Source organism: Rhizobium sp. CRRU65 (assembly GCF_048551595.1).
Classification (GTDB): Bacteria; Pseudomonadota; Alphaproteobacteria; order Rhizobiales; family Rhizobiaceae; genus Rhizobium; species Rhizobium leguminosarum_J.
This window is the reverse complement of record NZ_JBLYZH010000001.1, coordinates 485,791-512,235: the sequence shown is the minus strand read 5'-3', so window position 1 is coordinate 512,235 and position 26,445 is coordinate 485,791. Positions and strand designations below refer to the sequence as shown.

Here is a 26,445-nt window from a genome sequence, read left to right as displayed (position 1 = left end):
CGACACCCCCAGTCTTGGCTGTCGTCCTCTCTCGACTGCGCTGCTTGCCTCGTTGCCTAGAAACCGTCCGCTTTGCAAAGAGGTCACTGGACGACTAGCGCAGGTTTAGGGGAGGTCACGCAGCGGTGTCTGACTGTCTGAATTTCGCGGATCGGGTTAGGCTTTCTGGCCTGCAGCTTCCAGGATAAGCTCCGCGACCTCGTCCGGGTGCGAGATCAGCGAGAGATGGCTGGCTTTCAATTCGATTGCCTTTGCGTCCATGCGTTTGGCGAGAAAGCGCTGCAGGTCCGGGTTGATCGTGCGGTCCTCGCTCGACACCGCGTAATAGCTGGGCTTGTGGCGCCAAGCGGCTTCGATAACTTTGCCTGAGAGTAGCGCCTTCTGGAACGGATACTGCGTTGCATACAGCACCTTCGCGCGGGCCGTTGGAATGTCGCCGGCGAAGTCCTCGAGGAATGCCTTCTCGCTAAGTCTCCCTTCCTCACCGTCGAAAACGATCCCGGCAGAAGCGGGGGGAGTAGGGAAGGTTTTTGCCAAAGCGCCAAAATCCTCGTTTGCGTCGGGTGCACGGGCGGCGACGTACACGAGAGCCGACACATTAGGATGCATGCCGGCCTGAGTTACAATCATTCCCCCAAATGAGTGCCCTACCAATACTGTTGGCCCATCCTGCCGCGCCAGTACTCGCTCCGCAGCAGCAACCGATTCCGAGAGAGTAGTCAGAGGGTTCTGCACGGATGTGATGTTCAAGCCCTCGGGCTGCAGCCTCGATATCACTTCGCTCCAGCAGGAACCATCTGCGAATAGCCCATGGACGAAGACAACGTTACGGGCCTTTTCTGGGTGGCCGGCCGCCGATGCGGCCATGCCTTTGGTTGAAAGCATTGATGCTGCCGCGCCGGCAAGCATAGCAGTGGAAAATGTGCGCCTGTTCATGATCATTCCGGACTTCCTCTCATCGTAAAGCACATGCTTCGGAGGAGTCTTTCGTTGGGAATTCCCCAATCTTACATCGTCACGACTATGTGATCGGCGCGTAAATTCGAATAAATTCGCGATAGGTCGTAACAATGGGTTTCGTCCAACCGAAAGCATGGGTGCATGGACACACGGGAAGACAGATGGGCGAAAGCGATGCGCGCGGAACGCACTGGAGATAGCGCTGCCTACGAGGCGTTTCTCAGGGCTTTCGCCGCTTCGGTGCGGCGGATCGTCGAGGCGCATTTGCGATATATGGGTTTCAGTCTTTACGAGGCAGAGGATGTCGTCCAGGAAGTGCTCATAGCAGTGCATTCCCGTCGCCACCAATGGGATACGAAGCGGTCTCTGCTTCCGTGGCTGAACGCAATTACGCGCTACAAGATCATTGATGCCAGCCGGCGCTTGGGCCGTGACGCACGCACGCGCGTTGATTTGACCGAGGAGCAGTGGGCCGGCTTGTTCTCATTTGAGGTGTTCGATCCTGAACGCAATCCGGCAGATGTTGAAAAACTAATCTCCGCCTTGCCCCCTGGCGAACAGGCAGCTGTCCGAGCCATCGGGCTTGAGGGTGCCTCTACCAAAGAGGCCGCTGCGCGAATCGGTTCCACCGAGGGAGCGGTGCGCGTCGCTTTCCATCGCTCGTTGAAGAAACTGATGGCGGCAACACAGAGAAGAGGCCCCGGGCATGAATGACAATCGACAACCAACGGACGATCTTATTCGAGGGCTTGCAGCGCAAGCTGGTAAAGGCGCGTCACTTTCGCTCCGTCTCTCGATCGTCCTACCTGTCGCGCTGGTCTTTTCGATCCTGGCAGCGACTGGTGTCGTTGTGATGATCGCCGGACCTCGCTCCGACCTCATGCAGATACTCCCGACATGGACGTTCCTGTTCAAGGTCATCGGCATGGTTCTTGTAGCTGCCGGCGGGTTTCATCTTGTTTGGACAGTGGTCCAGCCGAGCCAGGTGCCTCGCACGGTTATCTTTCTTGCTCCGGCACTGGCCTTCCTGCTTACCGGAGCTCTGTTCGATCGGAGCGGCTTTCCCTTGCTTGGGGTTCACACCTACTCGGTGCTAAATTGTGCGGGTACTATCATCATGGCTTCCATCCCGGCGCTCGCCGCTATTCTTTCTGCGATGCGGGCCGGAACGCCCACGCGGCTCAGCCAGGCAGGCGCTATTGCAGGTTTCCTTGCAGGTTCCGTTGGTGGTCTCGCCTATACCATCGCCTGCCTCAACGATGGCGCTGCCTTTGTGGCGGTATGGTATTCGATCGCCATTGCATGTGTAGCGGCACTGGGAGCGTCAATCGGGCCCAAACTGTTGAGGTGGTAGCAAAATCAGTTTGGTAATAGGCTATTCTCCCTTCGAAGCAATGGGATACAGTCAGTCATCTGGCTGCGGACCCAAGTGCCAATCTGAAGCGATCTCATGTCTCGGGCAGAACATCTAAAATCGACAGGCCAGACCGGCGCCCGGGTTCGAGAAAAAGTCATCGTCGCTTCGTTCCATTACAGAGCAAGAAATGAGCAATTCCTCACGCAGTGCAGCCGTCCCTTCACGGATGATTCAGGCCCCACAGTCCATCAGCGTCGAAGCACAAGTGGCACTGTCGCGCCTGGTCGACAAGGACGGCAGCCCTATGAATGCGCGGTTCGAAATGCCGTCCCCAGAGGATTTTTCAGGCTGGATGATGATGAAAGCCGCAGTAGATGCGCATTACGCCGCCGCGGCCAAAGATCTTGCCGGGAGTTTGCAGTCCACAGTCAAGACAATTGTAGTCGAACAAGCAACGATCCATGTCGCGACGCCGCACGGAGCATTTCATGAGCGTGGCGCACTCATCGACCTGCATGGCGGCGCATTGGTGTTCGGAGGCGGTGAGGCCTGTCGCGTCAGTGCGCGACGCCAAGCTCACCAGCACGCCGTGCGATGCTACGGCGTCGATTACCGGATGCCGCCTGAGCATCCCTATCCGGCCGCTCTTGATGACTGCTTAGCCACGTACCGTCATGTCTTGAGAGGTCACTCCCCCGACAAGGTAATCATCCTGGGGAGATCGGCAGGCGGCAATCTCGCGACTGCCATGCTGCTGCGGGCAAGAGATGAAGGCATGCCAATGCCTGGCAGATTAGTCTTGCTCTCGCCACAGGTTGACCTCACCGAATCCGGTGACAGCTTCCAGACCAACCAGATGATTGATCTCGTTCTGCCCCGCCCGCTACGATCAAACAACCTGCTCTACGCCGGTGGTGCCGATCTCTCCAATCCCTATCTATCGCCGCTCTTCGGCGATTTGGCGGGCTTTCCGCCGACATTCCTGCAGACCGGCACGCGTGACCTGTTCCTGTCAAACACGGTGAGGATGCATCGAGCCTTGCGAAAAGCTGGCGTGGAAACCGAATTGCACGTCTTCGAAGCTATGCCCCATGGTGGCTTCATGGGTGGGACGCCGGAAGACCAGGAACTCGAAGCGGAGATCCACCGGTTCGTCATGGCAAACTGGAACTGAGGCGGGGAACTTAGACAGGTTTGGCGCAGCTTCTCTGTTGTCCTGCTACATCCCTGGCCACATTCCTCCGTCAAGTCGGAGGTTTGCTCCTGTGATATAGCCAGCACGGGGGCTCGAGAGAAACGCAATCGCATCTGCAATCTCCTCGAGGGTTCCGACCCTTCCAACGGGCACCTGAGCAAACATTGGCAGGATTTCTCTCTCTATGTCGTCCCAGGGGGCGTCAATGGCCATCCCCCTCTCAATGGCTTTCTTACGGAATGCGGTATCCAAACTGATGCTATGCACCGTTCCAGGCGAAACGGTGTTTGCGGTGATGCCGTATGCAGCAACGTCTTTTGCGAGCGACGCCGTCATCGCGATCATGGCCGCCTTGGCGGCGGAGTAGTCCGGTCGACTTGCGGGCGGCATCAGGGCCGCCAGGCTTGAGATGTTTATGATCCGACCCCACCGCGATGCTTTCATTGCGGGCAGAACTAGCGAGATGATCCTCACAGATGCGAGCACGTTCATGTCATAGACAGCGGCCCACGTTTCAGGGTTTGTCGAAGTCCAATCCTCTGCCGGGGCAGATCCGCCGGCATTATTGACCAGGATGTCGATCGACCCTGCTGCGGCCTTGGAATCCCTAACAAGACGATCGACCTGATCCGACACTGTCAGGTCGCCGAATACCGCGAATGCCCGACCTCCAGAGGATACGATGTCATGCGCGACGTCCTCTGTTTTCATTCTGTCGCGACCGTGGACAAGAACGGTTGCCCCTTCCTTCGCGAGGCCTCTGGCCACACCCTCGCCAATCCCCTTGCTGCTTCCCGTGACCAGCGCAACCTTGTTTTGGAGTTGTAAGTCCATGATATTTGATCCGTCTTACCGTCTCCAGCAGATATGAGGTTCGTCGATGAAGCAGGCAATTACGCACTTTATAGTGCCTGTCGAGGACAGGGCGACGTGCCTCGGAGCCGACGGTTCTGTCTCTCATGTCAGCAGGGTGCTTCGGATGATCACAGGACGTTGGAAACTGCCGATCCTTTTCCGATTGTTCGCCGAACCATCATTGCGGGCATCGCAGTTCATGAGAGACATACCTGGGATATCCCAGAAGATGCTAACGCAACATCTCAGGGAGCTGGAAATTGACGGCCTCATAATCCGGCACGACTTTCAAGAGCAGCCTCCTCGTGTCGAATACTCGCTGAGTTCGGCAGGCCGCGGGCTTATGCCGATTTTGATGGCCGTCAGGGAATTCTCTCGGGATTATCCCGTCGATCGGCGTCGCTAACTAAGTTGGGCACCGACGCTTGGCGCATCATCCCGAAAATATCGCTTGTATTGTGGACCGAATGGTTCCATATATTTGCCATGGTCAAGCGCAATCAAATATCCGCGTCCGTCGGTCGCCCTCGAGAATTCGAACTCGATGAAGTAGTTCGAAAAGCAATGCACGTATTTTGGAATCGTGGATATCACGATGCATCCCTTCCCGACTTGCTTGAGGGCATGGAACTTTCCAGAGGCAGCTTTTATAAGGCTTTCGTCGACAAGAGAGGCATCTATCTGCGCGCCCTCGACGCTTACATCGAGGACGCCGTTCGCTCGGTCGGTGAAACGCTGCATTCCAATCCGTCGCCCAAAGCAGCAATTCGAGACGCTTTCTCGCAACAAGTGGATCAAGCATCCGGACCGGAAGGTTTGCGTGGCTGCTTTGTCGTCTTTGCAGCCGTCGAAATGCTTCCAGAGGATAAAGAGGTCGCACCACGTATTTCCCGGCTGTTCAGACGTCTGCAAGATCTTTATGCGGCGGCGATCATAAGAGCCCAGGCCGTGGGCGAAATCGATCCAGGGCTGGATGAACGAACGCTCGCCAGGTTCCTCGTGTGTCAGATCCAAGGTATGCGGGTCCTGGCCAAGGCAGGAGCGGATCGCGCTGAGACGAGGGCCATGGTCGAACTGGCGCTGAAGGCACTTGGCTGACCCAAAATTGGAACCAAATAGTTCCAAATCATTGCCATTGCAAACCGTCGATCGATTTTTTGGTCGATGTGGAGAGACTTATGAGAGACACCAGCAATCCCAATAACAAACTCGATCCACGTCGATGGATGGCACTGGTCATCCTTTTGACCGGTGCCTTTTTGCCACCGCTCGACTTCTTCATCGTCAACGTGGCGCTGCCCTCGATCCGGGAGGATTTCGGGGCCTCTGCGTCGACGATGCAGCTGATTATCTCCGGTTACGCCACCACCTATGCTGTGATGCTGATCACTGGGGCAGGCTTGGAGATCTCTATGGTCGACGAAATGTCTTTCTGGCTGGAATGGTCGGGTTTGCAGCCGCATCTGCCTTATGCGGGTTTGCCTGGTCTCCAGCCGCGTTGGTCGCCGGCCGTATCCTTCAGGGGTTTGCAGCGGCAATCATGGCGCCGCAAGCCTTGGCTTCCATCAACGCGATTTTCCCAGACCACGAAAAATCAAAAGCCCTCAGCTTTTATGCCCTGACATTCGGGGTGGCATCGATGGTTGGTCTGTTTCTCGGTGGTGCGTTGATTGCGCTTGATATCCTTGGTCTTGGATGGAGAGCCATCTTCCTCATCAACCTGCCGGTTATCGCGGTCGCTGCGCCGTCGGCCTTCATCATGTTGCGGGAAACCCGATCTGAGCGCCCAAGCAAATTGGACCTTGGCGGAGCATTGTTGATCGCGATTGCGCTATCTGCGCTGATTGCGCCGCTGATCGAGGGGCGGGAGCAGGGGTGGCCGATCTGGCTAATCCTGATGCTTGTCATGTCCCTCCCGTTTTTCCTCCTGTTCTGGCGGCATGAGAAACACCTGGAGTCGACGGGGAGAGATCCGATTCTTGCACCTAGCCTGCTGCAAAACCGTGGACTAATGCGCGGGCTGCTGGCTGCATTGTTCTTCTACTCGCTTGCGGCCTTCTGGCTGATATTCTCGGTCTATCAGCAGGGTGGCCTTGGTCTGACGCCTTTCGAGGCCGGGCTGGCGATCCTTCCTGCGGCCGTCGGCTTCGTCCTTGGTCCGTTCGCAAGTGAGCGCATCCTCCGCGTCTTCGGAAGATTTTCCGCCGGCGCCGGCATGGTGCTGCAAGCTGCAGGGTTGTTTGGAACGGCGGCCTTGATTTCGAATGGCCTTCCACAATTCCTTTTTGCTGCGCTTTTTCTTATCGGTGCGGGGCAGGGGATCGCCCTTCCAAACCTGGTGAAGAGCATCGTGCAAAGGGTGGACCGGGCGCAGTCAGGATTGGCCTCTGGTCTGGTCAATTCGATGTTTCAGATTGGCGGTGCGTTGGCAGCCGCAATCGTTGGCGGGTTGTTCTTCTCGATCTTGGGGCCGGCCACAGACGTTCAATCCATTGGCCGAGCATACAGCGTTGCAGCCGTTGCAATTGCCATTTGTCTTCTCATCGCGGGATGGCTTTCCGTCAGCCTTACATCGACCCAACCGTTGCGTCGATGAGCGGCGCATCATCAGCCGATCGCGCGGAAACGGCGTGAAACTCCCGAGCAAAACAGAGACATACAGAGGTACTCTCCATGAACAACATCTCCACACTACCTCTTTCCGGCAAGCGCGCGCTGGTCACCGGTGCGGCACGCGGTATCGGTGCGGCAATTGCGCTAAAACTGGCCGAGGATGGTGCCGACGTTGCGATCACCTATGAGAAGTCGGTCGAGAAAGCGGAAGCTCTCGTTGCCAAGATCCGCGCCATGGGTCGAAATGCGATCGCCATCCATGCCGATGCCGCGAGCAAAGCAGCCGCGATGGCTACCGTCGAACAAACTGTCGCTGAGCTCGGCGGCCTTGATATTCTGGTCAATAATGCCGGTGTCCTTTTCGCAGGTGATTTCTCCACGCAGCCACTGGAGGAGATTGATCTTCAGCTGAACGTCAATGTTCGCGGTGTCTTTCTGATCACTCAGGCAGCGCTGAAATATATTCCCAACGGAGGTCGCGTCATCAGTACCGGCAGCAATGCGGGTCTGGCTGTGCCGTTCGCGGGGATCGCGGTCTATGCCGCGACCAAGTCTGCGCTGGAAAGCTTCACGCGCGGCCTCGCACGTGAGTTGGGCTCTCGGGAAATTACGGTCAATCTGGTTCGACCAGGTCCGATTGATACTGACATGAACCCTGCCGATGGCGCGCTCGCAGCCGCTATCCTGCCAAACCTCTCGATTGCTCGATACGGTAAAACCAGTGAAGTCGCAGAGGCCGTCGCCTTTCTCGCGGGGCCCGGTGCAGCCTACATTACCGGCTCAGGCATTCTCGTCGACGGCGGCATCAGTGCCTGAGCATTGAGACGAGGCGGTGCCTCGCCGCTCCACCCTGTAGCTACTAGCGCGGAATAAGGGCGCGCATGGGCCGCCGCGGAGTTCCCTCCGCTGCACTGTGCGCGTATGTTCGGCGAAGCGGACGGCGGCCCTTATTCAGGCATTTCTCCACTCCGTTGGTGGTTTTCCTGACGTTGCAATCGTGCTGGGGTAGCGAATATGCGTGCCCCGGTTTCTGCTCAAGCGGCCGTTGAGCGGTAACAGACCTAACGCATGAACATGGAGAGACATTTGAAGACCATCGGCATACTTGGCGGAATGTCCGCGACATCAACCCAGATTTATTACCGAGAACTCTGCAGGCTTACCCGCGATAGCCTGGGAGGACTTCATTCTCCCGAGCTTCTCATACGGTCTGTCGACTTCGACGAAATCGAAAAGTTGCAGGCATCCTCCGATTGGGACGCGGCGGGCCGAATCCTCAATGAACATGCTATCGCGCTGCAGCGCGGAGGTGCCGACCTCCTCATCCTGGCGACGAATACCATGCACAAGGTGGCGGACAACATCGTGGGCGGGGTGTCGATCCCGTTCGTGCACATCGCGGACGCGACTGCAACCGCTATCCTCGACCGCGGTTTCCGGAGACCGGGTTTGATGGCAACGGCCTTCACCATGGAGCAGACCTTCTACACCGACCGCCTCATCGCTCAGGGGCTGTCGCCAACGATCCCTGAAGCGGATGATCGAACAGAAACCCATCGTATTATCTATGAAGAGCTGTGCCGCGACATCGTTCGCGAGGAGAGCCGCTTGACCTATGAACGGATTGCGCAGCGTCTGGTCGACAAAGGCTGCGACTGTCTTATCCTCGGCTGTACCGAGGTGGGTATGCTGTTAAACCAGGATAACGTAGGCGTTCCCGTCTTCGACACGACCCTCATTCATTGCAAAGCCGCCCTTCAAGCCGCTTTACAATGACATGTTGTGTTCTGACGGTCGATCGATCGTGATAACGGTGAGGGGCAATGGTCAAACCTGTTCGCCCAGGTGATGCCGGACCCACTTCGCTTCTTCCGATGCGGTACGCCCGAAATGCCGTCTGAAGTCGCGGCTGAATTGCGCCGGGCTGACATAGCCCACTGACGCCGCCACCTCCGCAATTGTTGCAGTCTGGCGGGCGATCATCAGTCTCGCTTCATGGAGCCGCATCGCCTTCACATATTGCATCGGACTTGAGCCGGTCAGGTTCTTGAAATGGACGTGATAGGAAGGAACGCTCATACCCACCTCTTTGGCCAGATCCGCCACGGCAATTTCGGCAGCGTAATTCTCCCGCAGCCACGTCACGCTCTCGACCAGTTTTCCCGATGTTCCTTTGCGCTGAAGGGCCGCGATCACCGTGTCACCCTGCGGCCCTGACATGATCCGATAATGCAGTTCACGCAGGATGGAGCTCCCGAGCACGGCGATTTCTACCGGGTTGCCGAGCACAGTCAGCAGGCGAAGCAGGATGTCTTCGATATCGTGACCCATTCTGCTCGAGAGGAGCCCTCTCGGTTTGGCGTCTGAAGGACCTGCGAGTTGCTCCATCTGCAGAGCAATCTCGGCCGCCATCTGCATGTCGAACTCCAGATAGACGGCAAGCAATGGCCGCTGTGGACTTGCTTTTGAAGTCATCCGGAATGGAACGGGTACTGAGACCGCGAGATAATGGTCCTCGTCATAGAGGTAGACGTCGCCCTCTAGGATGCCCTGCTTCCTCCCCTGCAACACGAACACAGCCCCCGGCTTATAGAGAACCGGAATGTCATCAAGTACCGCTTCAGTGCGCAGGATACGGACACAACTGATCCCGGTCTGATTGTAGCCGAGGAGAGGAGCCGCTTGCCCGGCTAGGACGACAAGCCGGTCATGTGCGACGGCCCGTTCTTCAGTATTCATAGGATTAGTCAAACCAATTAGAGAATTCGCAATCGAGTTCAGCTGGCCTTCAGATTATCTGTCATCCACGGTTAATCAAGGAGTTTTAGAAATGTCGAGCAAAACGTTTTTCATAACAGGGGCGAATTCGGGCTTCGGATTGGCGATCGCCACTGCCGCAATCGAAGCCGGTCACACCGTCATCGGGACCGTCCGCTCCGAAGCCTCGCGCGAAACGCTGGCAAAGAGCCTCCCGGAACTGCGCCCGGTCCTTTGCGACGTCACCGATTTCGACCGCATCCCTGACGTCGTCCAGCAAGCGGAGGACGAACACGGGCCAGTCGACGTGCTGATCAACAATGCCGGATACGGTCACGAGGGCGTGCTCGAGGAATCGCCACTTGAAGAGATGCGACGTCAGTTTGACGTGAACGTGTTCGGCGCCGTGGCTGTGGCCAAGGCATTTCTTCCGAGGTTCCGTGAGCGCCGCCGTGGTTTTATCGTGAACGTCACGTCGATGGGCGGTATGATCACCATGCCCGGCATCGCATATTACTGCGGCAGCAAGTTCGCGTTTCAGGGCATTTCCGAGGTCATGCGCTCGGAAATGGCGCCGTTTGGAGTTCACGTGACAACCATTTGCCCTGGCTCGTTCCGGACAGACTGGGCCGGGCGTTCCATGGTCCGCACAGACAGGTCGATTGCAGATTACGACAGCCTGTTCGATCCGATCCGCGAGGCGCGTCAGGCCGTAAGCGGCAAGCAACTTGGTGATCCCAAAAAACTGGCCGCCGCTGTGCTTACACTCATTGAATCGGACAATCCCCCGCCGCAACTTCTCCTTGGGAGCGATGCCCTCAGCCACGTGACGGCGCGGATCGAGCGGTTGCAGAAGGAACTCACATCGTGGAAAGCTCTTACCGTCTCCACAGACGGCTAGCAAGAAAACGAACTATTTGCTATTGACGATCTGCCTACTAGAAGGTAGACAGACCCCATGAGCAATCTTTCGAACACTTCCGACGAAATCCTGGCCTCTGCGCGCAACCTCATCATGAGTGGGGGTTACAACGGGTTTAGCTATGCAGATATCTCGGAAGTGGTCGGCATACGCAAGGCCAGCATCCACCACCACTTTCCCAGCAAGGTCGATCTGGTGCGTGAGCTGGTCAAGCGTTACCGGGAAGACGGTCAGGCGAACGTTGCGGCGCTCGAACAGAATGTTCCAGACGCTCTGGACATCCTCAAGGTTTACGCAGACCATTGGACCAAATGCATCGAGGATGCCAGCAGGCCTTACTGCGTGTGCGCCCTGCTCGCCAGTGAACTGCCATCTCTTCCGCCGGAAGTCGCAACCGAGGTGACGAATTTCTTTCGCTTTATTTCATCGTGGCTGACGACGGTGATGGAGCGTGGAAGCAAAAATGGAGCGCTCAATCTCACGAGCGAACCGCACGTTGAAGCCGAAGCATTTCTGGCGACGGTGTACGGGGCGATGCTCTCGGCGAGAGCCTACGGGAAACCGGAGGTCTTTTCGACGATACTTGCACCTGCTCTCAACCGCCTTACGCCGAATGTCTCTCACTAATCCTGCGTAGCTAGCCTGCTCAGGCCAATCGCGTCCAACGAAACTACCAACTAGTAGGAAGATCAAAGTGAAAAATGTATTCCCCGCTCTGGCCCTCGGGCTGACCAGCATCCTTTCGGTAACAGTCCTTTCGACACCCGCATTTGCCGAAGATAAGAAAGCCGCGCCGATCCATGTCCGCGGCAGCATCGTCGACTACCAGGGTTCAACGCTCAAAGTGAAGACGCGCGAAGGCGAGACAATCGATGTGGCGCTTGCCGACGACTGGAAGGTGGCGGGCGTCGCGGATGCCAAGGTCACCGACATAGAGCCGGGCGATTTCGTGGGAATCGCATCCTTGCCAAAGGCCGACGGGGGCGATGGAGCGCTTGAGGTCGTCATTTTCCCGCCGGCAATGAAAGGCCTTGGCGAAGGCAGCTACGGCTGGGATCTGAAGCCCGACAGCAGCATGACCAATGCGACGGTCGCGGATGCCGTTAAGGGCGTCGATGGCCGGACCGTCACGGTCACCTATCATGGGAAGGAAAAGAAGATCGCCATTCCGGATGGGACACCTGTCGTGACCATCGCTGGAGCCACCAAGGATGATCTCGTTCCCGGCGCCGTTGTCTTTATCACCGCCGAAAAGGCTGCAACAGGCCCGATCGCCCACCAGGTGGTCGTCGGCAAGAACGGCGTGGTTCCACCCATGTGAAGACCACGCCGTCACTGGCCGGAGCAGCCGCCATACTGCTTCGGCCGGTGACTACAGATCGAGGTTGTTCGATCTGCAGCCGTAAATGCCACAGATGAAAGACGCTGAGATGAGCGCAAACGCTTCCAATGACAATGTTCAATATCCTCGGACGATCTTCATCCGCCGCCACTCCGTTGTAACCCGGCTCACGCACTGGCTAAACGTGCTTTGCCTGAGCTTCCTTCTTTTGAGCGGGCTGCAGATCTTCAATGCCCACCCGGAGCTTTATTGGGGTCATTATGGCGCGAACGGCGACCCCGCCGTCCTGACAATTGGCTCCGACGACGATGCAGGCTTGCCAAGCGGCTTCTTGCGTGTCGCAGGGCTACAAATCCCTACAACCGGCGTCTTGGGTGTTTCCAATGTTGATGGGGAGCCGACTGCGCGAGCTTTCCCGTCCTGGGCGACAATTCCCTCGTTCCAGGATCTCGCGGCTGGACGTCGCTGGCATTTCTTCTTTGCCTGGCTGTTTGTGATCAATGGTATTCTCTACCTGGGATTCAGCCTGCTGAGCGGACACTTCAGGCGAGACCTGGCGCCGAAGCTGCACGAACTCTCGCCTCGCCATCTGGGCCGCGAGGTTCTCGACCACGCTCGTCTCCGCTTCCCCGAAGGGGAGGAGGCCAGGCATTACAATGCGCTTCAAAAGCTCACCTATCTGGCCGTCATTGTCGTCCTGCTGCCTCTGATGGTTTTGACCGGCCTGACCATGTCGCCGGGCGTCGATGCCGCTCTGCCGTCCCTTGTTGATATTTTCGGCGGACGCCAGTCCGCGCGCACGATCCATTTCATCACTGCGTCGGCGCTTGTGATCTTCGTTATCGTGCATGTGGCAATGGTGATCCTTTCCGGGCCCTGGAACAATATCCGCTCGATGATCACCGGACGCTATGCGATCCAGGAAAAAGGCCCGAAATCATGAGCAAGCTCTTTACTCGACGCCGCTTTTTGATTGGTGGCACTCTTGGCGCTAGCGCCTTGACCCTTTCCGGATGTGACCTGCTCGACCAAAACGCGAACGTCGCCAATGTTCTCCGTTCGGCCGAGGACCTAACGATGAAGGCGCAGAGACTGCTTCAGGGGCGTGATGCCCTGGCGCGTGAGTTTGATGAAAAGGATATTTCTCCGTCGTTTCGCGTAAATGGAACGAGTGCTCCCGACGGCGACGAATATGTTGAATTGGCTGAAGGTAATTTTTCCGCTTGGCGATTAAAAATTGACGGCCTTGTTGAGCGGCCGCGAGAGTTTTCGCTCGCAGATCTAAAGGCGCTCCCGGCGCGCACGCAGATCACCCGCCATGACTGTGTCGAGGGATGGAGCGCCATCGGCAAATGGACTGGCGTTCCTCTCGCCAGTCTGCTGCAGCTGACTGGGCTGAAGCCGACGGCGCGTTATGTCGTGCTGCATTGTGCCGACGAACTCGAAAAGACACTCGATGGAAGCGGCCGTTACTACGAGAGCATCGATCTTGTCGATGCGTTTCACCCGCAAACCATCCTAGCCTACCAGATGAACGGCCAGGACCTGAGCGTCGGCCACGGCGCGCCGTTGCGTCTCAGGGTAGAGCGACAGCTCGGCTACAAACAGGCGAAATACATCATGCGTATCGAACTGGTGGATAGTTTCTCCGGCCTGTGGGGCGGGAACGGCGGCTATTGGGAAGACCGCGGGTACGAATGGTACGCCGGCATCTGAGGCAGTCAAACAGCAAACCACAGGATCAAAGCTCATGAGCAGACGCCCAGTTCAAAAAGTAATGGCCATCTCAGCGATCGCTTCTTCGCCACCGGTTGAGATCGGCCAAACCAACTCGATCCTCTCTGACCCCGACGGCCGATGGGTCGCAAAGCGGCAGGGGGAGATCAACGAGGCATTCGAGAGGCGCATGCGCTTGGAGAGCGATCACGGCACTGATTTAGTGACGCCGTGGCAGGACGGCGCACAGAACGTCGAGCTCCCAGAGAAGCCAGCTGGGAAACTCTCCGGCGAAAGCGATCGGATCGGCCGTACTGAATGGGACGAGAACACCCTCTTCGGCAAACATGTCGTCTTCATCTGACGACGCTAGCGCGAACCATCAATCAACCAGTTCACAAAGTGGAAGAAAACAATGTCGAACAACCAGACCTCCCGTGCCCCGCGCGGCAACGACCAGTGGCTCAAGCAGTATTACTTTACCAGAGCGGCCTTCTCAGTGCTGTGGGTCGCGGCTGCGTTGACTGCCGGACGGCATTCCTTTGCGGTGGCTGCCGCACTGCTGATCATCTATCCCGCTTGGGATGCAATCGCGAACGTTATCGATGCCGCAAGGAGCGGTGGTCTTGCCGCCAACCGGAGCCAAGCGATCAACGTCGCAGCGAGCTCGGTTATGACGATAGCCGTGATCCTGGCGTTGACAATGAACATGAACTGGGTTCTCGGCGCCTTCGGTCTATGGGCTATCTTCTCAGGGCTGTTGCAGCTTGGAACTGCTGTGCGGCGCCGAAAAACGAGTGGAGGTCAGTGGGCGATGATTTTGAGCGGAGGCCAATCCTCTGTGGCCGGTGCTCTCTTCATCTTTCAGGCGCAAATGCCTCAGGAGCCTTCTATCGCCACGGTTGCGGGCTACGCTGGCGTCGGAGCATTCTACTTCCTGGTTTCGGCAATTTGGCTGACGATCGCCCTGTCGCGTCGCAGTATGCATCCCATCTCATAAGCTCTACCTCGCGCCTATGAAACGACTTGGAAGATATTCAAATGATGACAGATGATGTGGCACAGCAACTCGCTTCCTACCGGAGGACCATCGACAATTTGGATTCAGCTCTCCTCTATATTCTGGCCGAACGCTTTCGCTGTACCGAGCATGTCGGCCACCTGAAAGCCGAACAGGCTTTGCCGGCGATCGATAATGAGCGAGAGCGACGCCAATTGGATCGAGTGATGAGTATCGCCAATGAGGTTGGCCTCAGTCGCCACTTCGTCGAAGGGCTGATGACAATGATCGTGGGCGCTGTGGTGGAGCGGCACAGAGAGATTGCGGCCAGCAAGTAAATTGTCTGTCGCGGCTGTCCTACCGCGGCCGTGGATCGGCGGGGAAAATCGATCTTCTTCGCGCGGCTTACCATGCAGGGGCATTTGTGATGTGGTCCGAGACGGTCGAGATAAACGCCCGAAGACGCTGAAGACGTCGCAGGTCCCGATGATATCCCATCCAGATGTCTCGCGCGGGCGGGAGCTTGGGTAGTTCAAGTCTGCGGATACCCGGGATTTGGTTGCCCACTGCGCGGGGCAGGACTGCGATCCCAACACCCTGCCTGCACATTCGCCCCTGGACGTTTCGGTTGTTTGATCGCAGCACGGGTCGCGCGTTCGGAAAACTCTCGGAGAGCCAGGCTATGTCGGGGAATTGCCCTGTCGAAGTGTCGTGGGTGATCAGACGGAAACCAGTCCCGTCGCCGAATTTAGGGTCGGGCGACTCCTCGGCGATGTAGACGCCGTATTCGAGCCTAAAGAGCCGCCGTTGAATAACATCGGCAGTGTCGAACGGAACGATGCGAAAGGCAACGTCGGCCTCCCTCTGGGCGAGGTTGAACAGGCGAGTGCCGGTCAGGATCTCGACGTCTACATTGGGGTAGGCTTTCGAGAAATCCGCCACGATGGGAGGCAGGACATAAGCCCCGAACCAGTCTGCCGATGAGATGCGCAGATTGCCTTTGAGATTTTGCTCCTGCCCGGCGAGTCGGCGCTCCATTGCAAGCGCGCCTTCTTCCATCTGCTCTGCCAGGGCGATGATCCCATGGCCCTCCTCGGTCAGCACGAGACCGTCCGCGGTCCGCTGGAAGAGCGTATGGCCGATGGCATCCTCAAGGGCACGAAGCCGCCTGCCGACGGTCGGATGGCTTGTATGAAGAGCACGCGCAGCGCCGCCGAGCGTGCCGGACCGCGCAATCGCAAGGAAGATTTTTACGTCACTCCACTCCATGGCCATGCCCTTACAAAAGTGAACAATGAAAATACAAAACTGTCACTTCAAGTACAAATATAAACATCTAGATTCAAGTCATCTTCTGAATACACGCGGAGAAACGTCATGAAAACATGGTTCATCACAGGCTGCTCGAGCGGCTTCGGACAACGTCTCGCACTCGCTGCGGCACAGCGGGGCGATCAGGTTGTCGCGACTGCACGCAACCTCAACTTGATCAAAGAAATGGCTCGGCCATTCGACGGCCGCATGATCGCCTTGCCGCTCGACGTGACGGATGCGGCGGCGGCCAATACCGCGGTCGCAAAGGCCGTCGAGACATTTGGCGGTTTTGATGTGCTGGTGAACAATGCCGGCTACGGACTGTTTGGTGCGCTCGAGGAAGGCACGCCCGAAGAATATCGACCGATGTTCGAGGTGAACGTTTTCGGTCTTATCGAAACCACCAGAGCAGCGCTGCCGACCTTGCGACGTTCGGGCGGAATGATCGTCAATATGTCGTCCGGCGCAGGGATCGCGGGCAGCGGCGGGGCAGCATACTACAATGCAGCCAAGTTTGCGGTTGAAGGGGTTTCCGAGGCTCTCGCGGGTGAGCTGAAGCCGTTCGGCGTCCGCGTGCTGATCGTCGAGCCGGGGCCGTTCCGCACTGACTTCCTTGGACGCTCGATAACGATGGCGGCCAAGGAAATGCCGGAGTATGCCGCAAGTTCGCGCAGACATTATCGTGAAACCAACAACGGCAATCAAGCAGGCGATCCCGACAAGGCGGTTACAGTGATCTTGCAGGCGGTCGACGCCAATAACGCCCCGCTTCATCTGCCGCTTGGGCCCGTCGCGCATTCAATCGCCGAACGAAAGCTGGCTTCTTTCCGCAGCGATATCGACGCTTGGCGAGACATCTCGGTCGCCACCGATTTCGATCAGGCCTGAGCTGGCGCTAGCTCTGTTTAACATCAACATCGACGGGAAAGAGTTATGATCCCAACACTGGAAGATTTTACCCAGCAACTGGTGCCGGTGAACGGCATCAAGATCAATGCCGTCACGGGCGGCTCTGGCCCCCCGCTCCTTCTGCTTCACGGTTGGCCGGAAACTTGGTGGGAGTGGCACGACGTCATGCCGCTGCTGGCCGAACAGTTCAGCGTGGTGGCGATTGATCTACGCGGCGCAGGCTTTTCCGACTGCCCGCTTGACGGCTACGATAAGGCGACGATGGCGCGCGACGCGCACGAGGTCATGATCGCCCTTGGGCATGAACGCTACGCCGTATGCGGCCATGACATCGGCGGAATGGTGGCGCTTCCGCAGGCCGCTATCTATCGAGATGCCGTTACTCACCTTGCCGTCCTCGATGTTCCGCTTCCTGGCTGGAGTGAGTGGGAGGCTACGACGGCAAAGATCTGGCACTTCGCGTTCCATGCTAATCGGGATCTGCCGGAACGCCTGATTTATGGCCGCGAACATGACTATGTTTCGGCCTTCATGGCGGAGCGGTTTTACGATCACAGCACCTTTAATCCTGAAGACATCGTCATCTACGCGAAAGCAATGGCACTTCCTGGTCGCACGCGCGGTGGCATGGAATGGTACCGCACACTGACCGCCGACCATGCGGCCGCGCTCGAATACAAAAAACAACCGCTCCGAATTCCGGTTTTAGGTCTCGGCGGGGAGCAGCGTTTTGGTGCTCATATGGTCCCAATGCTCAAGGAGTTCGCCACAGATGTAACGGGCGGCTCGATTGCCCGCTGCAGTCATTATGTGGCGGACGAGCGCCCGGATGAAGTGGCCGCTGCTCTCATCGATTTCCTCAAGGCCAAGTGAACTCTGCGATCCGGGCAAATTGAGCCCTAACACGTTCATCGATTCAACAAGAAAGGAAACTGTCATGACTGCACCTCAAATTCGTGGCGTCAATCACATCGGCATCACAGTGCCCGATATCGAGGCAGCAAAATCATTCCTGGTGGAAGCCTTTGGCGGCCAGGTGATCTACCAATCGTTCGGGCCGCAGGATCCGGCCAGGGAGGGACCCGAGTTCGAGCGGGCCACTGGTGCCTACCCGGGAACGGTTGTGCGTGCGCAGGCGATGGTCAAGATCGGATCCGGGCCTGACATCGAGCTCTTCGAAATGCACGGCCCCAAACAAGCGCAGCCGGTTACACCGAGCGACTTCGGCATTACGCATTTCGGTGTCTATACCCACGACATCGACGCATCGGTAGAGCGCTTTGAGAAGGCCGGCGGAACAGCCCTCACGGCACCACGCGCTATTCCCTACGCAACCGAAAAAGGTCCTGGAAACAAGGTCTGCTATTGCCGCACGCCGTGGGGCACGATGATTGAGTTTATCACCACGCCTGATCGCATGGCCTATCATGACCAGACGGATCTGCGCAGATGGCAGGACGAGGAATGAGCGTGAGCTTTGATACCTCGTTATCTCGCCGCAGCCTTCTGTCGCTTTCGGCGATGGCTGCGGCCTCGGCCGTGGCAGGTTGCACGTCAACCTCCGGAGCCGGCCGGATGCTGGATCCGCAGCCGACGCGCCTCCTGGATCGGGTTCGCCCTGTGCAGATTGCGGCCGCGCCGACAGATTCCGAACTTGCGGTCATTTACGGCCCCATTGAAGATGGTGGTTTCCTGATACCAGCGGTTCCCTACAAACAGATTGATCCGCGCTATTACCGTCAACAGGTCATTGATCCGACTGGGGAAGCGCCTGGCACCGTCGTCGTCGATACCCCCTCACGCTTTCTCTATCTCGTCCAGCCGGGTGGGACCGCGATGCGGTATGGTGTCGGGATCGGGCGCGATGGCTTTGCCTGGCAGGGCAACGGCATCATTCAGTGGCGTCAGAAATGGCCGCGTTGGAAGCCGCCGAACGAGATGGTCGCCCGCCAGCCGGAATTGGCCAAATATTCGATCGAGAATGGCGGCATGGAGCCGGGCCTGAAAAATCCGCTCGGTGCACGAGCGCTCTACATCTTCTCCGGTGGCCACGACACACTCTATCGTCTGCACGGCAATCCGCAATGGCGCTCGATTGGCAAGGCAGTTTCGTCCGGCTGTGTGCGCCTGCTCAACCAGGACATTATCGACCTCTATGAACGCGTCCCGCTCAAGGCTCCAATTGTCGTCAAGCAGTAAGCGCAAGCGATCATGTCCATCCCTCCCTGGACCAGGGAAGACAGGTCCTTCAGCGCTTTCAAAGCCTCCGCAATTCCACGCACAGAACTCAAGGAACTACCGACCATGTCCAACTTCAGTAAAGCGGCCGTTGGCCTCATTGCAGCGCTTTTGTCTTCTGCTGTCCTAACTGCCCCAGCCTTAGCGGACGCGCGCAACATCGTGCTTGTCCATGGCGCGCTCGTGGATGGTTCGGGCTGGCGCGGCGTTTATGACATCCTGACCCGCGACGGCTATCATGTCAGCATCGTCCAGCAGCCACTGACAAGCCTGGATCAGGACGTTGCAGCCACGAAGAGCGTGCTTGATCAGCAGGACGGGGACGTCGTTCTCGTCGGCCACAGCTATGGGGGCACGATCATCACGGCAGCAGGTGATGATCCCAAGGTCAAGGCACTAGTCTATGTTGCGGCACTGCAGCCAGAAAAGGGCGAAAGCACCGCACAACTGCTCCAATCGATGCCGTCACCCACCAACGATATCAAGCCGACAAAGGATGGCTTCCTGCTTATCGACCCGGCAAAGTTCGCGGCTGATTTCGGAGCGGATCTACCCAAAGAGCAGGGCGAGTTTATGGCCCGGTCTCAGATGCCTGTCGCCATCGCGGCCACCAGTGCATCCGTGTCTATTGTCGCCTGGCACGACAAGCCTAGCTACGGGATTGTTGCGAAGGACGACATGACGATCAATCCGGACCTTGAGCGCTGGATGTACAAGCGCGCCGGTTCAACTGTGACGGAGATCGATGGTAGTCACGCTATTTATATCTCGCAGGCGGCTGCAGTTGCGAAGGTGATCGAGGAGGCCGCGGAAGCTGTCGACTGACGGAAAAGGACGGCGGTAACTCTGCAAATTCACTAGCTGCAGCGTTTTGCGAGTTTGGACTCGTGCCTTGCTAGTGATGTGATCGCTACACCAAGGATAAACGTTGTCATCAGAGAGTCCCCGCGATCCAACATCGCGCTTTGAAGCCTGATGTCGTCGCGGGCCTTCAATGTAGAGCGCCATGGAAGGTACAGCAGGAGCGCGCTCCGATGCGCGGAACGTCTCAAGTTTTCAGTCCCGTTGAAACGCAGCTCTGCATATCTGTTGCCCGGGAGCACTGTGCCCGGTAACTTCGTCTCGACTCGAACTCCTTCGTATGATGCAGGCCGAAGAACGGCCGAATGCAGTACCCCCTAATCGTGCCTAAACCGCAAGGTCGTTGCCATGTCCATCCCTCTGCATCAATACTTCATATTTATCTCTATCGTTACCATGATCGTGGTGACACCAGGACCTAACCTTGCTCTGCTCCTAGCCAATGCGCCGAGCAACGCGAAGCTAACCGGCTTCGGGATGGTATTAGGGTTCGCCGCAGCCATCGTTTCGCATGCCGCGTTGGCACTTGTTGGAGTGGGGGCGGTGATCGCAGCGTCGGCAATCTTGTTCACAGTCATGAAATTGTTGGGCGCAGCCTATCTCATCTGGCTGGGGATTAAATCTCTCTTGTCGCTGCGAAGTCTGACGGCACCTGTCCGGAATCCAAGCCGGGCGCCAGTGATCCTGACAGCTCCGAGAGCCTTCGTTCGCGGATATCTCAGCAACTTCCTCAATCCCAAACCGGCGATCTTTTACGTTGCCGTCTTCCCCCAATTCTTGGAGGGCCACCAACAGGATGTGCTTGCAAATGGCGCCGCGCTTGCTCTGACACATGCTCTGATCGCTTTAGGCTTTTACGGCGCAATTGTCCTCCTTGTCGGCAGCGTAACTGGTTTTCTCAATCGCCCGCACATCGCCAGAAGGATCAAAACGATCTCCGGGGCGGCTTTGATTTTGCTGGGCGGTCGCTTGTTATTGGCAAAGAGCCCTGCCTGATCGTCTCAACCTAATCCGGGCGAAGGCGGCTTCAACACAACGACCTCATCGCATCAGTGCATTCACTTAGCTAATTTGGTTTAGCCGATGCGGACGAAGAAAGGATCATTAGTGAAACGCGAAATTATCGTGCCGCTGGCAATGAAGCCCATTGTTGAGCGGGCAGGCTATGCCCCTGCAGTACGCTTCGAAAACCTGGTTTTCTGCGCGGGGCAGGTTGGACGTGATGCCAACATGAATGTCATCAACGACCCAGAGAAGCAATTCGAGGCGTGTTGGGACAACTTAGCTACCGTTTTGTCAGCGGCAGGTTGCAGCTTCGAAGATGTTGTCGAAATGACTACGTACCATGTCGGATTGCAGCAGCACATGCATACCTTTCGCAAGGTAAAGGACCGAATTTTCCCCCGCGGAACATGCGCGTGGACTTGCATTGGCGTCTCTGAACTTGCCCATCCCGGTCTTCTTGTGGAAATCAAAGTTGTGGCAGCTATACCTTCGCACCCGTTGGAATAGAGCGGTAGTTGATGCCCGCCGAAGTCCTAGAGTGCACAAATTGGACTGGACAGCTGGTGTAGAAGACATAACAAAACGACGCAGCTGGTGGACGACCAGCCGCGGTTTGTATCGCTAATAGCGCGGCTGCGACAGGTGTGTATGCTCACCATAATGTTCCTTGGTCGGCTGGAATTAGCGGTTCCATAATTAACGGTCACGCTCCAGCCTACGCTCCGCTTGCATGAAGCCATTGAACTTTCAAACGCTTGACGAACCAACGCGTGGGCAGATGGTTCGATTCCGCTCAAGGCGGCCAGATCATTGAAAGTCAGAATTCTATGAATTGCATTCTATGCAGCGAGTTTGGTTTTGAGTTTCGACACGGTCCGGGTCGTTTTCCGTACAAACGATGTTACAGACAGGTATGCTTGCTATTCACTTGGTTTTCGCGCGGAGGGTGATTCTGGTGAGTTCCGATGGCGCGCCGAGCCTTAGTGCGAATCCGGGCCACAGGGCTGTTCCGTTGTTTACGTACAACGTCATGGCTCCGATTTGGTATCGACCCGAAACAAAGCCTCCATTGGCGCGCGCGATCAAGCGGTCGAGGCCGAGAACCATGCCACCATGTGTATGCCCCGACAGCTGAATCGCCACACCAGAGGCGGCCGCTTTTTCGGCCATCATCGGCTGGTGATCGAGCAATAGGATGGGAGTGTTCGCAGGAGCTCCCTTGATTGCCGCCGCGAGGTCCGGCGGTGGAGCGCTGTGCCCGCGGGCGGACACGTCGGTCACACCCGCCAGTACGATCTCAGCATTGCCTCTCTTGAGGACCACGTGGCTGTTGGGCAGCATCCGCATGCCCAACATCTCGAGGTGGCGCATCCATTCTTGGTAATCGAAGAAATATTCGTGGTTCCCCGGAATTGCGTAGACACCGTCACGTGCCCTCAATCCCCAAAGCGGTGCGACATCGTCTTTGCGGTGAGCCACGTCACCGTCGATGAAGTCCCCGGTGATGACGATCAGGTCCGCATCGAGCGCATTGGTCCTCGATACGACCTCATTAGTCCATGCTGCTGGGAACAGACGGCTGATGTGAAGGTCGGTCAGCTGAATCAGCCGATAGCCATCAAATTCGGGAGACAATCCAGCGATGGCAATTTCTATGTCGTTTAGCGGTGGCACGCTGATTGCCTGGTTGACACCGTACGCTGAAAGGCCAATGGCCAAAAAGCCGATGGCATATCGCAGACCCGCCGGCGCAGAGGGGAAGCCCCCCTTGAATGGGATGATCGCGAGTGAGACCACATCCAGCGCGATCTGAAACACCGCGAGCAACACGATCGCGCCGAAAAGGACATTGAAAGCAATGGCCAAAGGGCGGGGAAACTCTGGGTCGAAGACCGAGCCGGAAGAGAGGCGACTAACCAGATGAAATTGCGAGGCTACCAACAAGAGGATCGCCAGGGATGCCTTTGCCGACCAAATCCATGGCAGTGGCTGAATGAATCGTACCACGACGACCAGCCAGGGAATTCCGAAAACGAGGTGGAACATCAGATGCTTTCATCTGGGTGGGCTGTCACCACAGCTTGTAAGGTACTGTCAGCCCTAGGGGTGGCAGGCGACGCGTTCGTCGCAATGTTCAGGCCCGATCAGCGTGGACGATACTGCTGCATGAGCTTGCCAAATTTTCGGAGGCCCATTGCGTCGGCAATGGACGGCGATATGGCGTTCGCGAGCGTAAGCATTTTGAGCGTCCCGCCGCCCATGACGTGGACTTTACGACGTTCGCGGATGGTGGCGAGGATCTCGCGCGCGACCTGGTCGGGTTCGCAGAGGTCGACGCCCAGCTTGCTCCACATGTCGAAGAAAGGCGACTCAGCCTCGGTGTTGGAGGGAACAGGCCCGAAGAAGGAAAGCATTACGTTGGTCCCGGCAAGCTCGCGGTTGGCGCTTTGCACATAGCTCGCCAGCGCGCCGCGGCTCGCGGCATAGGAGCTCATAAATGGCAGCGCCACCCGGCCGTCCATGGCACCGCCGACGTGGACAACCACTGCGTTACCGGCTTGCTTGCGCAGTCCAGGCAGGAAGGCCCGGGTCACGAACATAGGCCCCTTGACGTTGATCGCGAACAGATCGTCGATATCGGCCAAAGTGTATTCCTCAATGGCTTTGCGCGGCGAGATGCCCGCAAGGTTCACCACCGCATCGACCCGGCCGAGGTGCTCGAAGGCCGCTGCCGCCAGCTTCTCCATGCTCGCCGGATCGGTGACGTCCGCGCGCTGGTAAATCGCCGAACCGTCGTTCCGGCCGGTCAGCGCAGCGGCGTCGTTCTCGCTCCGAGCCGCGAGCACCAACCGGAAGCCCTCGGCCGCCAGGAGCTTAGCCAGCGCGTGACCAAGTCCTCCGGTCACACCGATGAGAACGGCGGCGGGCGCATCCTTGCCCTGCTTTGTAGCGGCTGGCCCGGTTCCGGTAGCGCCACCGGTAATCACAGGAGATTTTTCGTTCAGTTGCGTCATTTCGTGGTCCTTTTTTGATCGGTATTGGTTACTATGAAAGTATCTATTATGGGCAAAAAAATCAGGGCAAAAAGCTAACTGGCCTTGGCTCTGATTTTGGACACCACATCCGCCAGCGTCGTCTGTCTCAGATGCCCATGGATGGCCTCCTCAGTGCCAACCAGCACGTCGCTCATGACTTCCTTGATGTTAGAACTCACGATACACTCCTTGCTCACGGGATAAGCATGGATGGCGAAAGCATCTGGAGGGTTTACCGCAGAGTAGATATCTAAGAGCGAAATCCTATCGGGGCTTCGTGCCAGGCCATAACCGCCCGACTTACCAACCGTCGTCTTCGCCAGCTTCGCCTTCGAGAGTTTGACGAGGACTCTTTTGACGAAAACCGGATTCGCATTCACGCTGCGCGCGAGAACTTCCGATGCGAAGACCCCGTCGTGATGTGCGATTGCCGCCATCACGTGGACGGCAATCGAAAATTGAGTGTTTACTGAAGCCATTTACAGATACTATATTAGTATCCCTATGAATGCAAGAGCCGCGCGACGGCGAGGCTTTTCCATCACGACCTTATGTAGCACCATGTTGTTAATGCAACTTGCGCAAAGCAATGTCGACCATCCAGGACGAAGGCCAAACCGCCGCGTCTGTCGAGTTGGTGCCGGCCGCCCAGTCGGTGAGAACCTTCCGGTAGAGCTCGGAGAAAGGTACCGTCACAACGTTTACGTGCGCACCCGTGAGCTTCGAAGTCGGGCGCGCCGCTGCAACGGTTCGGCGATCTGGGGTCCAGTGAATGTCATGACGTTCACGGTAACGCCGTCGAACTCCCCCGCAACGGCGGCTGAGCCTAGACCCCATCCTAGGACGGTGGCTCCGAGCGCCCCTGTCAGACATTTCTTGATCGACATTTCTCCCTCCGATTTTGCTAGGGCATATACATATCTCGCAAAGCCCATCCATCGGCGACGGCTCGAAAGTATTTGAGGCCGTTGAAGAAGGTGATTGGGCCCGGCGGCTTGGCCGAGGCGTAGCCGTTCCAGCCGCCGAGCTTGGCGATGATCCAGGCGGCCCAAGCCAGCGAGGCCTTAGAGTGGGGATTGGACTGCAGCTTGGTTGTGCCCTTGAAACGGCTTTCGAGGGCGGCGAGGGTATCGATCTCGGCTGCCGTGAAGGTCAGGCTTGCCGGCTGGTGATCGCCGCCGCTGCGGGCTTGGACGAGCTGGAGGACGATTGCTGCGGCCTTGGCGGCGATGGCGACGAGCTTTTCCAGCCGTGCCGCCAGATGCAACTGGCTGTCCTCGATCTTGAAGCCTTGGTTCTTCATCACCCGAAAGAACTGCTCGATCATCCAGCGCTGCTTGTACCAGGCGACGATCTGCCAGGCATCGGCCGGGCTGCTGAGCCAATGGGTGGTCAGGAGCAGCCAGTGCAAGGGCTCGACACCGTCGGGGGCGGCCGGTTCAACGATCTCGACCCAGCTCAGCCTGACGCCATCGGGCAGGCCGGCCTCGCGCAGGTTTTGCGGCCGCCGGATCGTCGCTTCGCCGAAGCGCAGGCACACCGTCGCCTGCCGCGCCGGACGGTCGGCGCGCTCGCGCAGATCAATCGTCTGAGTATCGCAAAACGCCACCGTTTCGACCGCGCGGCGCAGTTTGGAACCGTCGATGAGCGCATGGTCATGCATGACGCGCGACAAAAGATCGAAGCGCCGATCGGGCAGGCGCGCCCACATGATGAAGAAGTCACCCTCCCGGTCGGCGATCGCCGTGACCCGGGCCGCACGCGAAAGCACCAGTTTGGCCGCCTCTGCCGTCTCCACCCAGCGCCGCGATTCCTTTTCGTTCAACGGCCGCTCGGCATGCGGCGTAAGCTCTTCGCTACCCCGCGTCCAGACCCGGCCGCCCACCAGGCCAAGGCAGCTGCCGGTGTCGGCATCGAGCGCCAGCATCGGATGCAGCAAAAGGCCAAAGCAATTGCCTTTTTTGATCTTGCCCAATTCCCGCCGGCTGTCCGGCGTCGTCGCAAACTTGATCTCGCTGGTGTCCTGCAGCGCCAGCACGTGGCGACCCTCAACCGCAGACCGGGTCTCCTGGCTCCAGCCGGCAATGATCTCTTCCACGCTCACCACACTGTTGTTGAGAAAACGCCCGAACCGGATCTCCTGCGAATGGTTGCCCTCGGCCAACTGGCGAAGGCAAACCGTCTCGCGCAGCACAATGCGACGGAGCAGCACCGCCCCCCTTTATCGAGACGACGATCTCCAAACCGGCCCAACGAAAAATCATGCCCTACATCCATCGGCGACGCTCCCAAATCAAAACGTCGCCAAAACAATCATACGGCCCGCAGTAAAGGAATCCGACCCCCGCAAACCGAGTCAATCCGTC

Annotated in this window: 30 protein-coding genes and 1 pseudogene; 23 read left to right on the top strand and 8 right to left on the bottom strand. The window is 57.7% G+C overall.

The genetic code is table 11. The annotated features are described in order from the left end of the window. Positions 1 to 156: 156 nt before the first annotated feature. A complete protein-coding gene (locus tag ACM5SV_RS02450) occupies positions 157 to 942 on the bottom strand; it encodes an alpha/beta fold hydrolase (RefSeq protein ID WP_113327734.1) in 786 nt (261 codons plus the stop codon). A gap of 159 nt (positions 943 to 1,101) precedes the next feature. Here ACM5SV_RS02450 and ACM5SV_RS02445 point away from each other — a divergent pair, with 159 nt between their 5' ends. From ACM5SV_RS02445 to ACM5SV_RS02435, 3 genes are all read left to right on the top strand, one after another. Further along, positions 1,102 to 1,674: a sigma-70 family RNA polymerase sigma factor gene (locus tag ACM5SV_RS02445; protein ID WP_113469422.1), complete on the top strand. Its 573-nt coding sequence runs from the start codon at positions 1,102 to 1,104 to the stop codon at positions 1,672 to 1,674. Then, positions 1,667 to 2,314 carry an NrsF family protein gene (locus ACM5SV_RS02440; RefSeq protein ID WP_113327736.1) on the top strand — a complete coding sequence of 216 codons (648 nt, stop codon included), beginning with the start codon at positions 1,667 to 1,669 and terminating at the stop codon, positions 2,312 to 2,314. Before ACM5SV_RS02445 ends, ACM5SV_RS02440 begins: the two co-directional genes overlap by 8 nt. 190 nt (positions 2,315 to 2,504) lie before the next feature. Continuing rightward, the gene (locus tag ACM5SV_RS02435; RefSeq protein WP_131607255.1) at positions 2,505 to 3,491 is read left to right on the top strand and encodes an alpha/beta hydrolase; all 987 of its coding nucleotides are present in this window, start codon (positions 2,505 to 2,507) and stop codon (positions 3,489 to 3,491) included. Between the two features lie 45 nt (positions 3,492 to 3,536). Here the strand turns inward: ACM5SV_RS02435 and ACM5SV_RS02430 are convergent, their stop codons facing one another. Then, entirely contained in the window at positions 3,537 to 4,346 is an 810-nt protein-coding gene (locus ACM5SV_RS02430) for an SDR family NAD(P)-dependent oxidoreductase (RefSeq protein ID WP_222017282.1), read from the bottom strand. 46 nt (positions 4,347 to 4,392) lie between these two features. Here ACM5SV_RS02430 and ACM5SV_RS02425 point away from each other — a divergent pair, with 46 nt between their 5' ends. The 5 genes and pseudogenes from ACM5SV_RS02425 (at position 4,393) to ACM5SV_RS02405 (ending at position 8,756) form a co-directional block, all read left to right on the top strand. After that, positions 4,393 to 4,773, top strand: coding sequence for a winged helix-turn-helix transcriptional regulator (locus tag ACM5SV_RS02425; protein WP_092937872.1), 381 nt, complete (start codon positions 4,393 to 4,395; stop codon positions 4,771 to 4,773). A 158-nt stretch (positions 4,774 to 4,931) separates the two neighbouring features. Beyond that, complete coding sequence (locus ACM5SV_RS02420) at positions 4,932 to 5,465, top strand: TetR/AcrR family transcriptional regulator (protein WP_092937874.1); 534 nt, start codon at positions 4,932 to 4,934, stop codon at positions 5,463 to 5,465. Between the two features lie 80 nt (positions 5,466 to 5,545). Then, positions 5,546 to 6,963, top strand: a pseudogene (locus ACM5SV_RS02415) (MFS transporter). 77 nt (positions 6,964 to 7,040) lie between these two features. After that, positions 7,041 to 7,796, top strand: coding sequence for an SDR family oxidoreductase (locus tag ACM5SV_RS02410; protein ID WP_102761889.1), 756 nt, complete (start codon positions 7,041 to 7,043; stop codon positions 7,794 to 7,796). A gap of 270 nt (positions 7,797 to 8,066) precedes the next feature. Then, positions 8,067 to 8,756: an aspartate/glutamate racemase family protein gene (locus ACM5SV_RS02405; protein WP_113138128.1), complete on the top strand. Its 690-nt coding sequence runs from the start codon at positions 8,067 to 8,069 to the stop codon at positions 8,754 to 8,756. A gap of 51 nt (positions 8,757 to 8,807) precedes the next feature. Here the strand turns inward: ACM5SV_RS02405 and ACM5SV_RS02400 are convergent, their stop codons facing one another. Continuing rightward, the gene (locus tag ACM5SV_RS02400) at positions 8,808 to 9,719 is read right to left on the bottom strand and encodes an AraC family transcriptional regulator (protein ID WP_131607251.1); all 912 of its coding nucleotides are present in this window, start codon (positions 9,717 to 9,719) and stop codon (positions 8,808 to 8,810) included. A gap of 91 nt (positions 9,720 to 9,810) precedes the next feature. On the opposite strand from ACM5SV_RS02400, the gene ACM5SV_RS02395 reads away from it, so the two are divergent. The 8 genes from ACM5SV_RS02395 to ACM5SV_RS02360 all read left to right on the top strand — a co-directional run bounded on the left by ACM5SV_RS02395 (position 9,811) and on the right by ACM5SV_RS02360 (position 15,055). Beyond that, positions 9,811 to 10,638, top strand: coding sequence for an oxidoreductase (locus tag ACM5SV_RS02395; RefSeq protein ID WP_131607249.1), 828 nt, complete (start codon positions 9,811 to 9,813; stop codon positions 10,636 to 10,638). Between the two features lie 57 nt (positions 10,639 to 10,695). Next, on the top strand, positions 10,696 to 11,286 hold the full coding sequence (locus ACM5SV_RS02390) for a TetR/AcrR family transcriptional regulator (RefSeq protein ID WP_131607247.1): 591 nt from the start codon (positions 10,696 to 10,698) through the stop codon (positions 11,284 to 11,286). 67 nt (positions 11,287 to 11,353) lie between these two features. Then, positions 11,354 to 11,980, top strand: a complete 627-nt coding sequence (locus ACM5SV_RS02385; RefSeq protein ID WP_419424986.1) for a hypothetical protein — start codon at positions 11,354 to 11,356, stop codon at positions 11,978 to 11,980. A gap of 109 nt (positions 11,981 to 12,089) precedes the next feature. After that, positions 12,090 to 12,944, top strand: coding sequence for a cytochrome b/b6 domain-containing protein (locus ACM5SV_RS02380; protein ID WP_131607243.1), 855 nt, complete (start codon positions 12,090 to 12,092; stop codon positions 12,942 to 12,944). After that, positions 12,941 to 13,717 carry a molybdopterin-binding protein gene (locus ACM5SV_RS02375; protein WP_131607241.1) on the top strand — a complete coding sequence of 259 codons (777 nt, stop codon included), beginning with the start codon at positions 12,941 to 12,943 and terminating at the stop codon, positions 13,715 to 13,717. Before ACM5SV_RS02380 ends, ACM5SV_RS02375 begins: the two co-directional genes overlap by 4 nt. 34 nt (positions 13,718 to 13,751) lie before the next feature. Next, positions 13,752 to 14,081: a hypothetical protein gene (locus ACM5SV_RS02370; protein ID WP_131607239.1), complete on the top strand. Its 330-nt coding sequence runs from the start codon at positions 13,752 to 13,754 to the stop codon at positions 14,079 to 14,081. A gap of 51 nt (positions 14,082 to 14,132) precedes the next feature. Further along, positions 14,133 to 14,717, top strand: a complete 585-nt coding sequence (locus ACM5SV_RS02365) for a DUF308 domain-containing protein (RefSeq protein WP_131607237.1) — start codon at positions 14,133 to 14,135, stop codon at positions 14,715 to 14,717. Between the two features lie 26 nt (positions 14,718 to 14,743). Continuing rightward, a complete protein-coding gene (locus ACM5SV_RS02360; RefSeq protein ID WP_245417285.1) occupies positions 14,744 to 15,055 on the top strand; it encodes a chorismate mutase in 312 nt (103 codons plus the stop codon). 67 nt (positions 15,056 to 15,122) lie between these two features. Here the strand turns inward: ACM5SV_RS02360 and ACM5SV_RS02355 are convergent, their stop codons facing one another. Continuing rightward, positions 15,123 to 15,986, bottom strand: a complete 864-nt coding sequence (locus ACM5SV_RS02355) for a LysR family transcriptional regulator (protein WP_113469498.1) — start codon at positions 15,984 to 15,986, stop codon at positions 15,123 to 15,125. A gap of 108 nt (positions 15,987 to 16,094) precedes the next feature. Between ACM5SV_RS02355 and ACM5SV_RS02350 the strand changes: the two genes are divergently transcribed. The 7 genes from ACM5SV_RS02350 to ACM5SV_RS02320 all read left to right on the top strand — a co-directional run bounded on the left by ACM5SV_RS02350 (position 16,095) and on the right by ACM5SV_RS02320 (position 21,551). Beyond that, complete coding sequence (locus ACM5SV_RS02350) at positions 16,095 to 16,919, top strand: oxidoreductase (RefSeq protein ID WP_131607235.1); 825 nt, start codon at positions 16,095 to 16,097, stop codon at positions 16,917 to 16,919. A 45-nt stretch (positions 16,920 to 16,964) separates the two neighbouring features. Then, positions 16,965 to 17,813 carry an alpha/beta fold hydrolase gene (locus tag ACM5SV_RS02345; RefSeq protein ID WP_131607233.1) on the top strand — a complete coding sequence of 283 codons (849 nt, stop codon included), beginning with the start codon at positions 16,965 to 16,967 and terminating at the stop codon, positions 17,811 to 17,813. A 64-nt stretch (positions 17,814 to 17,877) separates the two neighbouring features. Continuing rightward, on the top strand, positions 17,878 to 18,408 hold the full coding sequence (locus ACM5SV_RS02340; RefSeq protein ID WP_156587519.1) for a VOC family protein: 531 nt from the start codon (positions 17,878 to 17,880) through the stop codon (positions 18,406 to 18,408). Continuing rightward, a complete protein-coding gene (locus ACM5SV_RS02335; protein WP_205928542.1) occupies positions 18,405 to 19,139 on the top strand; it encodes a L,D-transpeptidase in 735 nt (244 codons plus the stop codon). The genes ACM5SV_RS02340 and ACM5SV_RS02335 overlap by 4 nt, the downstream gene beginning before the upstream one ends. 105 nt (positions 19,140 to 19,244) lie before the next feature. Then, positions 19,245 to 20,003: an alpha/beta fold hydrolase gene (locus ACM5SV_RS02330; RefSeq protein WP_113469436.1), complete on the top strand. Its 759-nt coding sequence runs from the start codon at positions 19,245 to 19,247 to the stop codon at positions 20,001 to 20,003. Positions 20,004 to 20,387: 384 nt separating this feature from the next. Beyond that, entirely contained in the window at positions 20,388 to 21,035 is a 648-nt protein-coding gene (locus ACM5SV_RS02325) for a LysE family translocator (RefSeq protein ID WP_035201353.1), read from the top strand. Between the two features lie 111 nt (positions 21,036 to 21,146). Further along, positions 21,147 to 21,551, top strand: a complete 405-nt coding sequence (locus ACM5SV_RS02320; protein ID WP_205837081.1) for a RidA family protein — start codon at positions 21,147 to 21,149, stop codon at positions 21,549 to 21,551. Between the two features lie 417 nt (positions 21,552 to 21,968). On the opposite strand, the gene ACM5SV_RS02315 is transcribed toward ACM5SV_RS02320, so the two are convergent. The 4 genes from ACM5SV_RS02315 to ACM5SV_RS02300 all read right to left on the bottom strand — a co-directional run bounded on the left by ACM5SV_RS02315 (position 21,969) and on the right by ACM5SV_RS02300 (position 26,291). Then, entirely contained in the window at positions 21,969 to 23,090 is a 1,122-nt protein-coding gene (locus ACM5SV_RS02315) for a metallophosphoesterase (protein WP_419424985.1), read from the bottom strand. Between the two features lie 98 nt (positions 23,091 to 23,188). Continuing rightward, positions 23,189 to 24,058 carry an SDR family NAD(P)-dependent oxidoreductase gene (locus tag ACM5SV_RS02310; protein WP_131607229.1) on the bottom strand — a complete coding sequence of 290 codons (870 nt, stop codon included), beginning with the start codon at positions 24,056 to 24,058 and terminating at the stop codon, positions 23,189 to 23,191. A 74-nt stretch (positions 24,059 to 24,132) separates the two neighbouring features. Beyond that, complete coding sequence (locus ACM5SV_RS02305) at positions 24,133 to 24,558, bottom strand: RrF2 family transcriptional regulator (RefSeq protein WP_131607227.1); 426 nt, start codon at positions 24,556 to 24,558, stop codon at positions 24,133 to 24,135. 425 nt (positions 24,559 to 24,983) lie between these two features. Beyond that, positions 24,984 to 26,291 (bottom strand): IS4 family transposase, encoded by a 1,308-nt coding sequence (locus tag ACM5SV_RS02300; protein ID WP_419424984.1) that lies wholly within the window; start codon positions 26,289 to 26,291, stop codon positions 24,984 to 24,986. Positions 26,292 to 26,445 lie beyond the last annotated feature (154 nt).

Bases quoted from the DNA above. Each gene is read 5' to 3' on its own strand.
- ACM5SV_RS02440 (WP_113327736.1), top strand. From the start codon at position 1,667: ATGAATGACAATCGACAACCAACGGACGATCTTATTCGAGGGCTTGCA.
- ACM5SV_RS02425 (WP_092937872.1), top strand. From the start codon at position 4,393: ATGAAGCAGGCAATTACGCACTTTATAGTGCCTGTCGAGGACAGGGCG.
- ACM5SV_RS02355 (WP_113469498.1), bottom strand. From the start codon at position 15,986: ATGGAGTGGAGTGACGTAAAAATCTTCCTTGCGATTGCGCGGTCCGGC.
- ACM5SV_RS02335 (WP_205928542.1), top strand. From the start codon at position 18,405: ATGAGCGTGAGCTTTGATACCTCGTTATCTCGCCGCAGCCTTCTGTCG.
- ACM5SV_RS02325 (WP_035201353.1), top strand. From the start codon at position 20,388: ATGTCCATCCCTCTGCATCAATACTTCATATTTATCTCTATCGTTACC.
- ACM5SV_RS02370 (WP_131607239.1), top strand. From the start codon at position 13,752: ATGAGCAGACGCCCAGTTCAAAAAGTAATGGCCATCTCAGCGATCGCT.
- ACM5SV_RS02395 (WP_131607249.1), top strand. From the start codon at position 9,811: ATGTCGAGCAAAACGTTTTTCATAACAGGGGCGAATTCGGGCTTCGGA.
- ACM5SV_RS02340 (WP_156587519.1), top strand. From the start codon at position 17,878: ATGACTGCACCTCAAATTCGTGGCGTCAATCACATCGGCATCACAGTG.
- ACM5SV_RS02435 (WP_131607255.1), top strand. From the start codon at position 2,505: ATGAGCAATTCCTCACGCAGTGCAGCCGTCCCTTCACGGATGATTCAG.
- ACM5SV_RS02310 (WP_131607229.1), bottom strand. From the start codon at position 24,058: ATGACGCAACTGAACGAAAAATCTCCTGTGATTACCGGTGGCGCTACC.
- ACM5SV_RS02390 (WP_131607247.1), top strand. From the start codon at position 10,696: ATGAGCAATCTTTCGAACACTTCCGACGAAATCCTGGCCTCTGCGCGC.
- ACM5SV_RS02445 (WP_113469422.1), top strand. From the start codon at position 1,102: ATGGACACACGGGAAGACAGATGGGCGAAAGCGATGCGCGCGGAACGC.
- ACM5SV_RS02305 (WP_131607227.1), bottom strand. From the start codon at position 24,558: ATGGCTTCAGTAAACACTCAATTTTCGATTGCCGTCCACGTGATGGCG.
- ACM5SV_RS02365 (WP_131607237.1), top strand. From the start codon at position 14,133: ATGTCGAACAACCAGACCTCCCGTGCCCCGCGCGGCAACGACCAGTGG.
- ACM5SV_RS02430 (WP_222017282.1), bottom strand. From the start codon at position 4,346: ATGGACTTACAACTCCAAAACAAGGTTGCGCTGGTCACGGGAAGCAGC.
- ACM5SV_RS02400 (WP_131607251.1), bottom strand. From the start codon at position 9,719: ATGAATACTGAAGAACGGGCCGTCGCACATGACCGGCTTGTCGTCCTA.
- ACM5SV_RS02410 (WP_102761889.1), top strand. From the start codon at position 7,041: ATGAACAACATCTCCACACTACCTCTTTCCGGCAAGCGCGCGCTGGTC.
- ACM5SV_RS02315 (WP_419424985.1), bottom strand. From the start codon at position 23,090: ATGTTCCACCTCGTTTTCGGAATTCCCTGGCTGGTCGTCGTGGTACGA.
- ACM5SV_RS02330 (WP_113469436.1), top strand. From the start codon at position 19,245: ATGTCCAACTTCAGTAAAGCGGCCGTTGGCCTCATTGCAGCGCTTTTG.
- ACM5SV_RS02380 (WP_131607243.1), top strand. From the start codon at position 12,090: ATGAGCGCAAACGCTTCCAATGACAATGTTCAATATCCTCGGACGATC.
- ACM5SV_RS02375 (WP_131607241.1), top strand. From the start codon at position 12,941: ATGAGCAAGCTCTTTACTCGACGCCGCTTTTTGATTGGTGGCACTCTT.
- ACM5SV_RS02345 (WP_131607233.1), top strand. From the start codon at position 16,965: ATGATCCCAACACTGGAAGATTTTACCCAGCAACTGGTGCCGGTGAAC.
- ACM5SV_RS02420 (WP_092937874.1), top strand. From the start codon at position 4,932: ATGCACGTATTTTGGAATCGTGGATATCACGATGCATCCCTTCCCGAC.
- ACM5SV_RS02350 (WP_131607235.1), top strand. From the start codon at position 16,095: ATGAAAACATGGTTCATCACAGGCTGCTCGAGCGGCTTCGGACAACGT.
- ACM5SV_RS02450 (WP_113327734.1), bottom strand. From the start codon at position 942: ATGATCATGAACAGGCGCACATTTTCCACTGCTATGCTTGCCGGCGCG.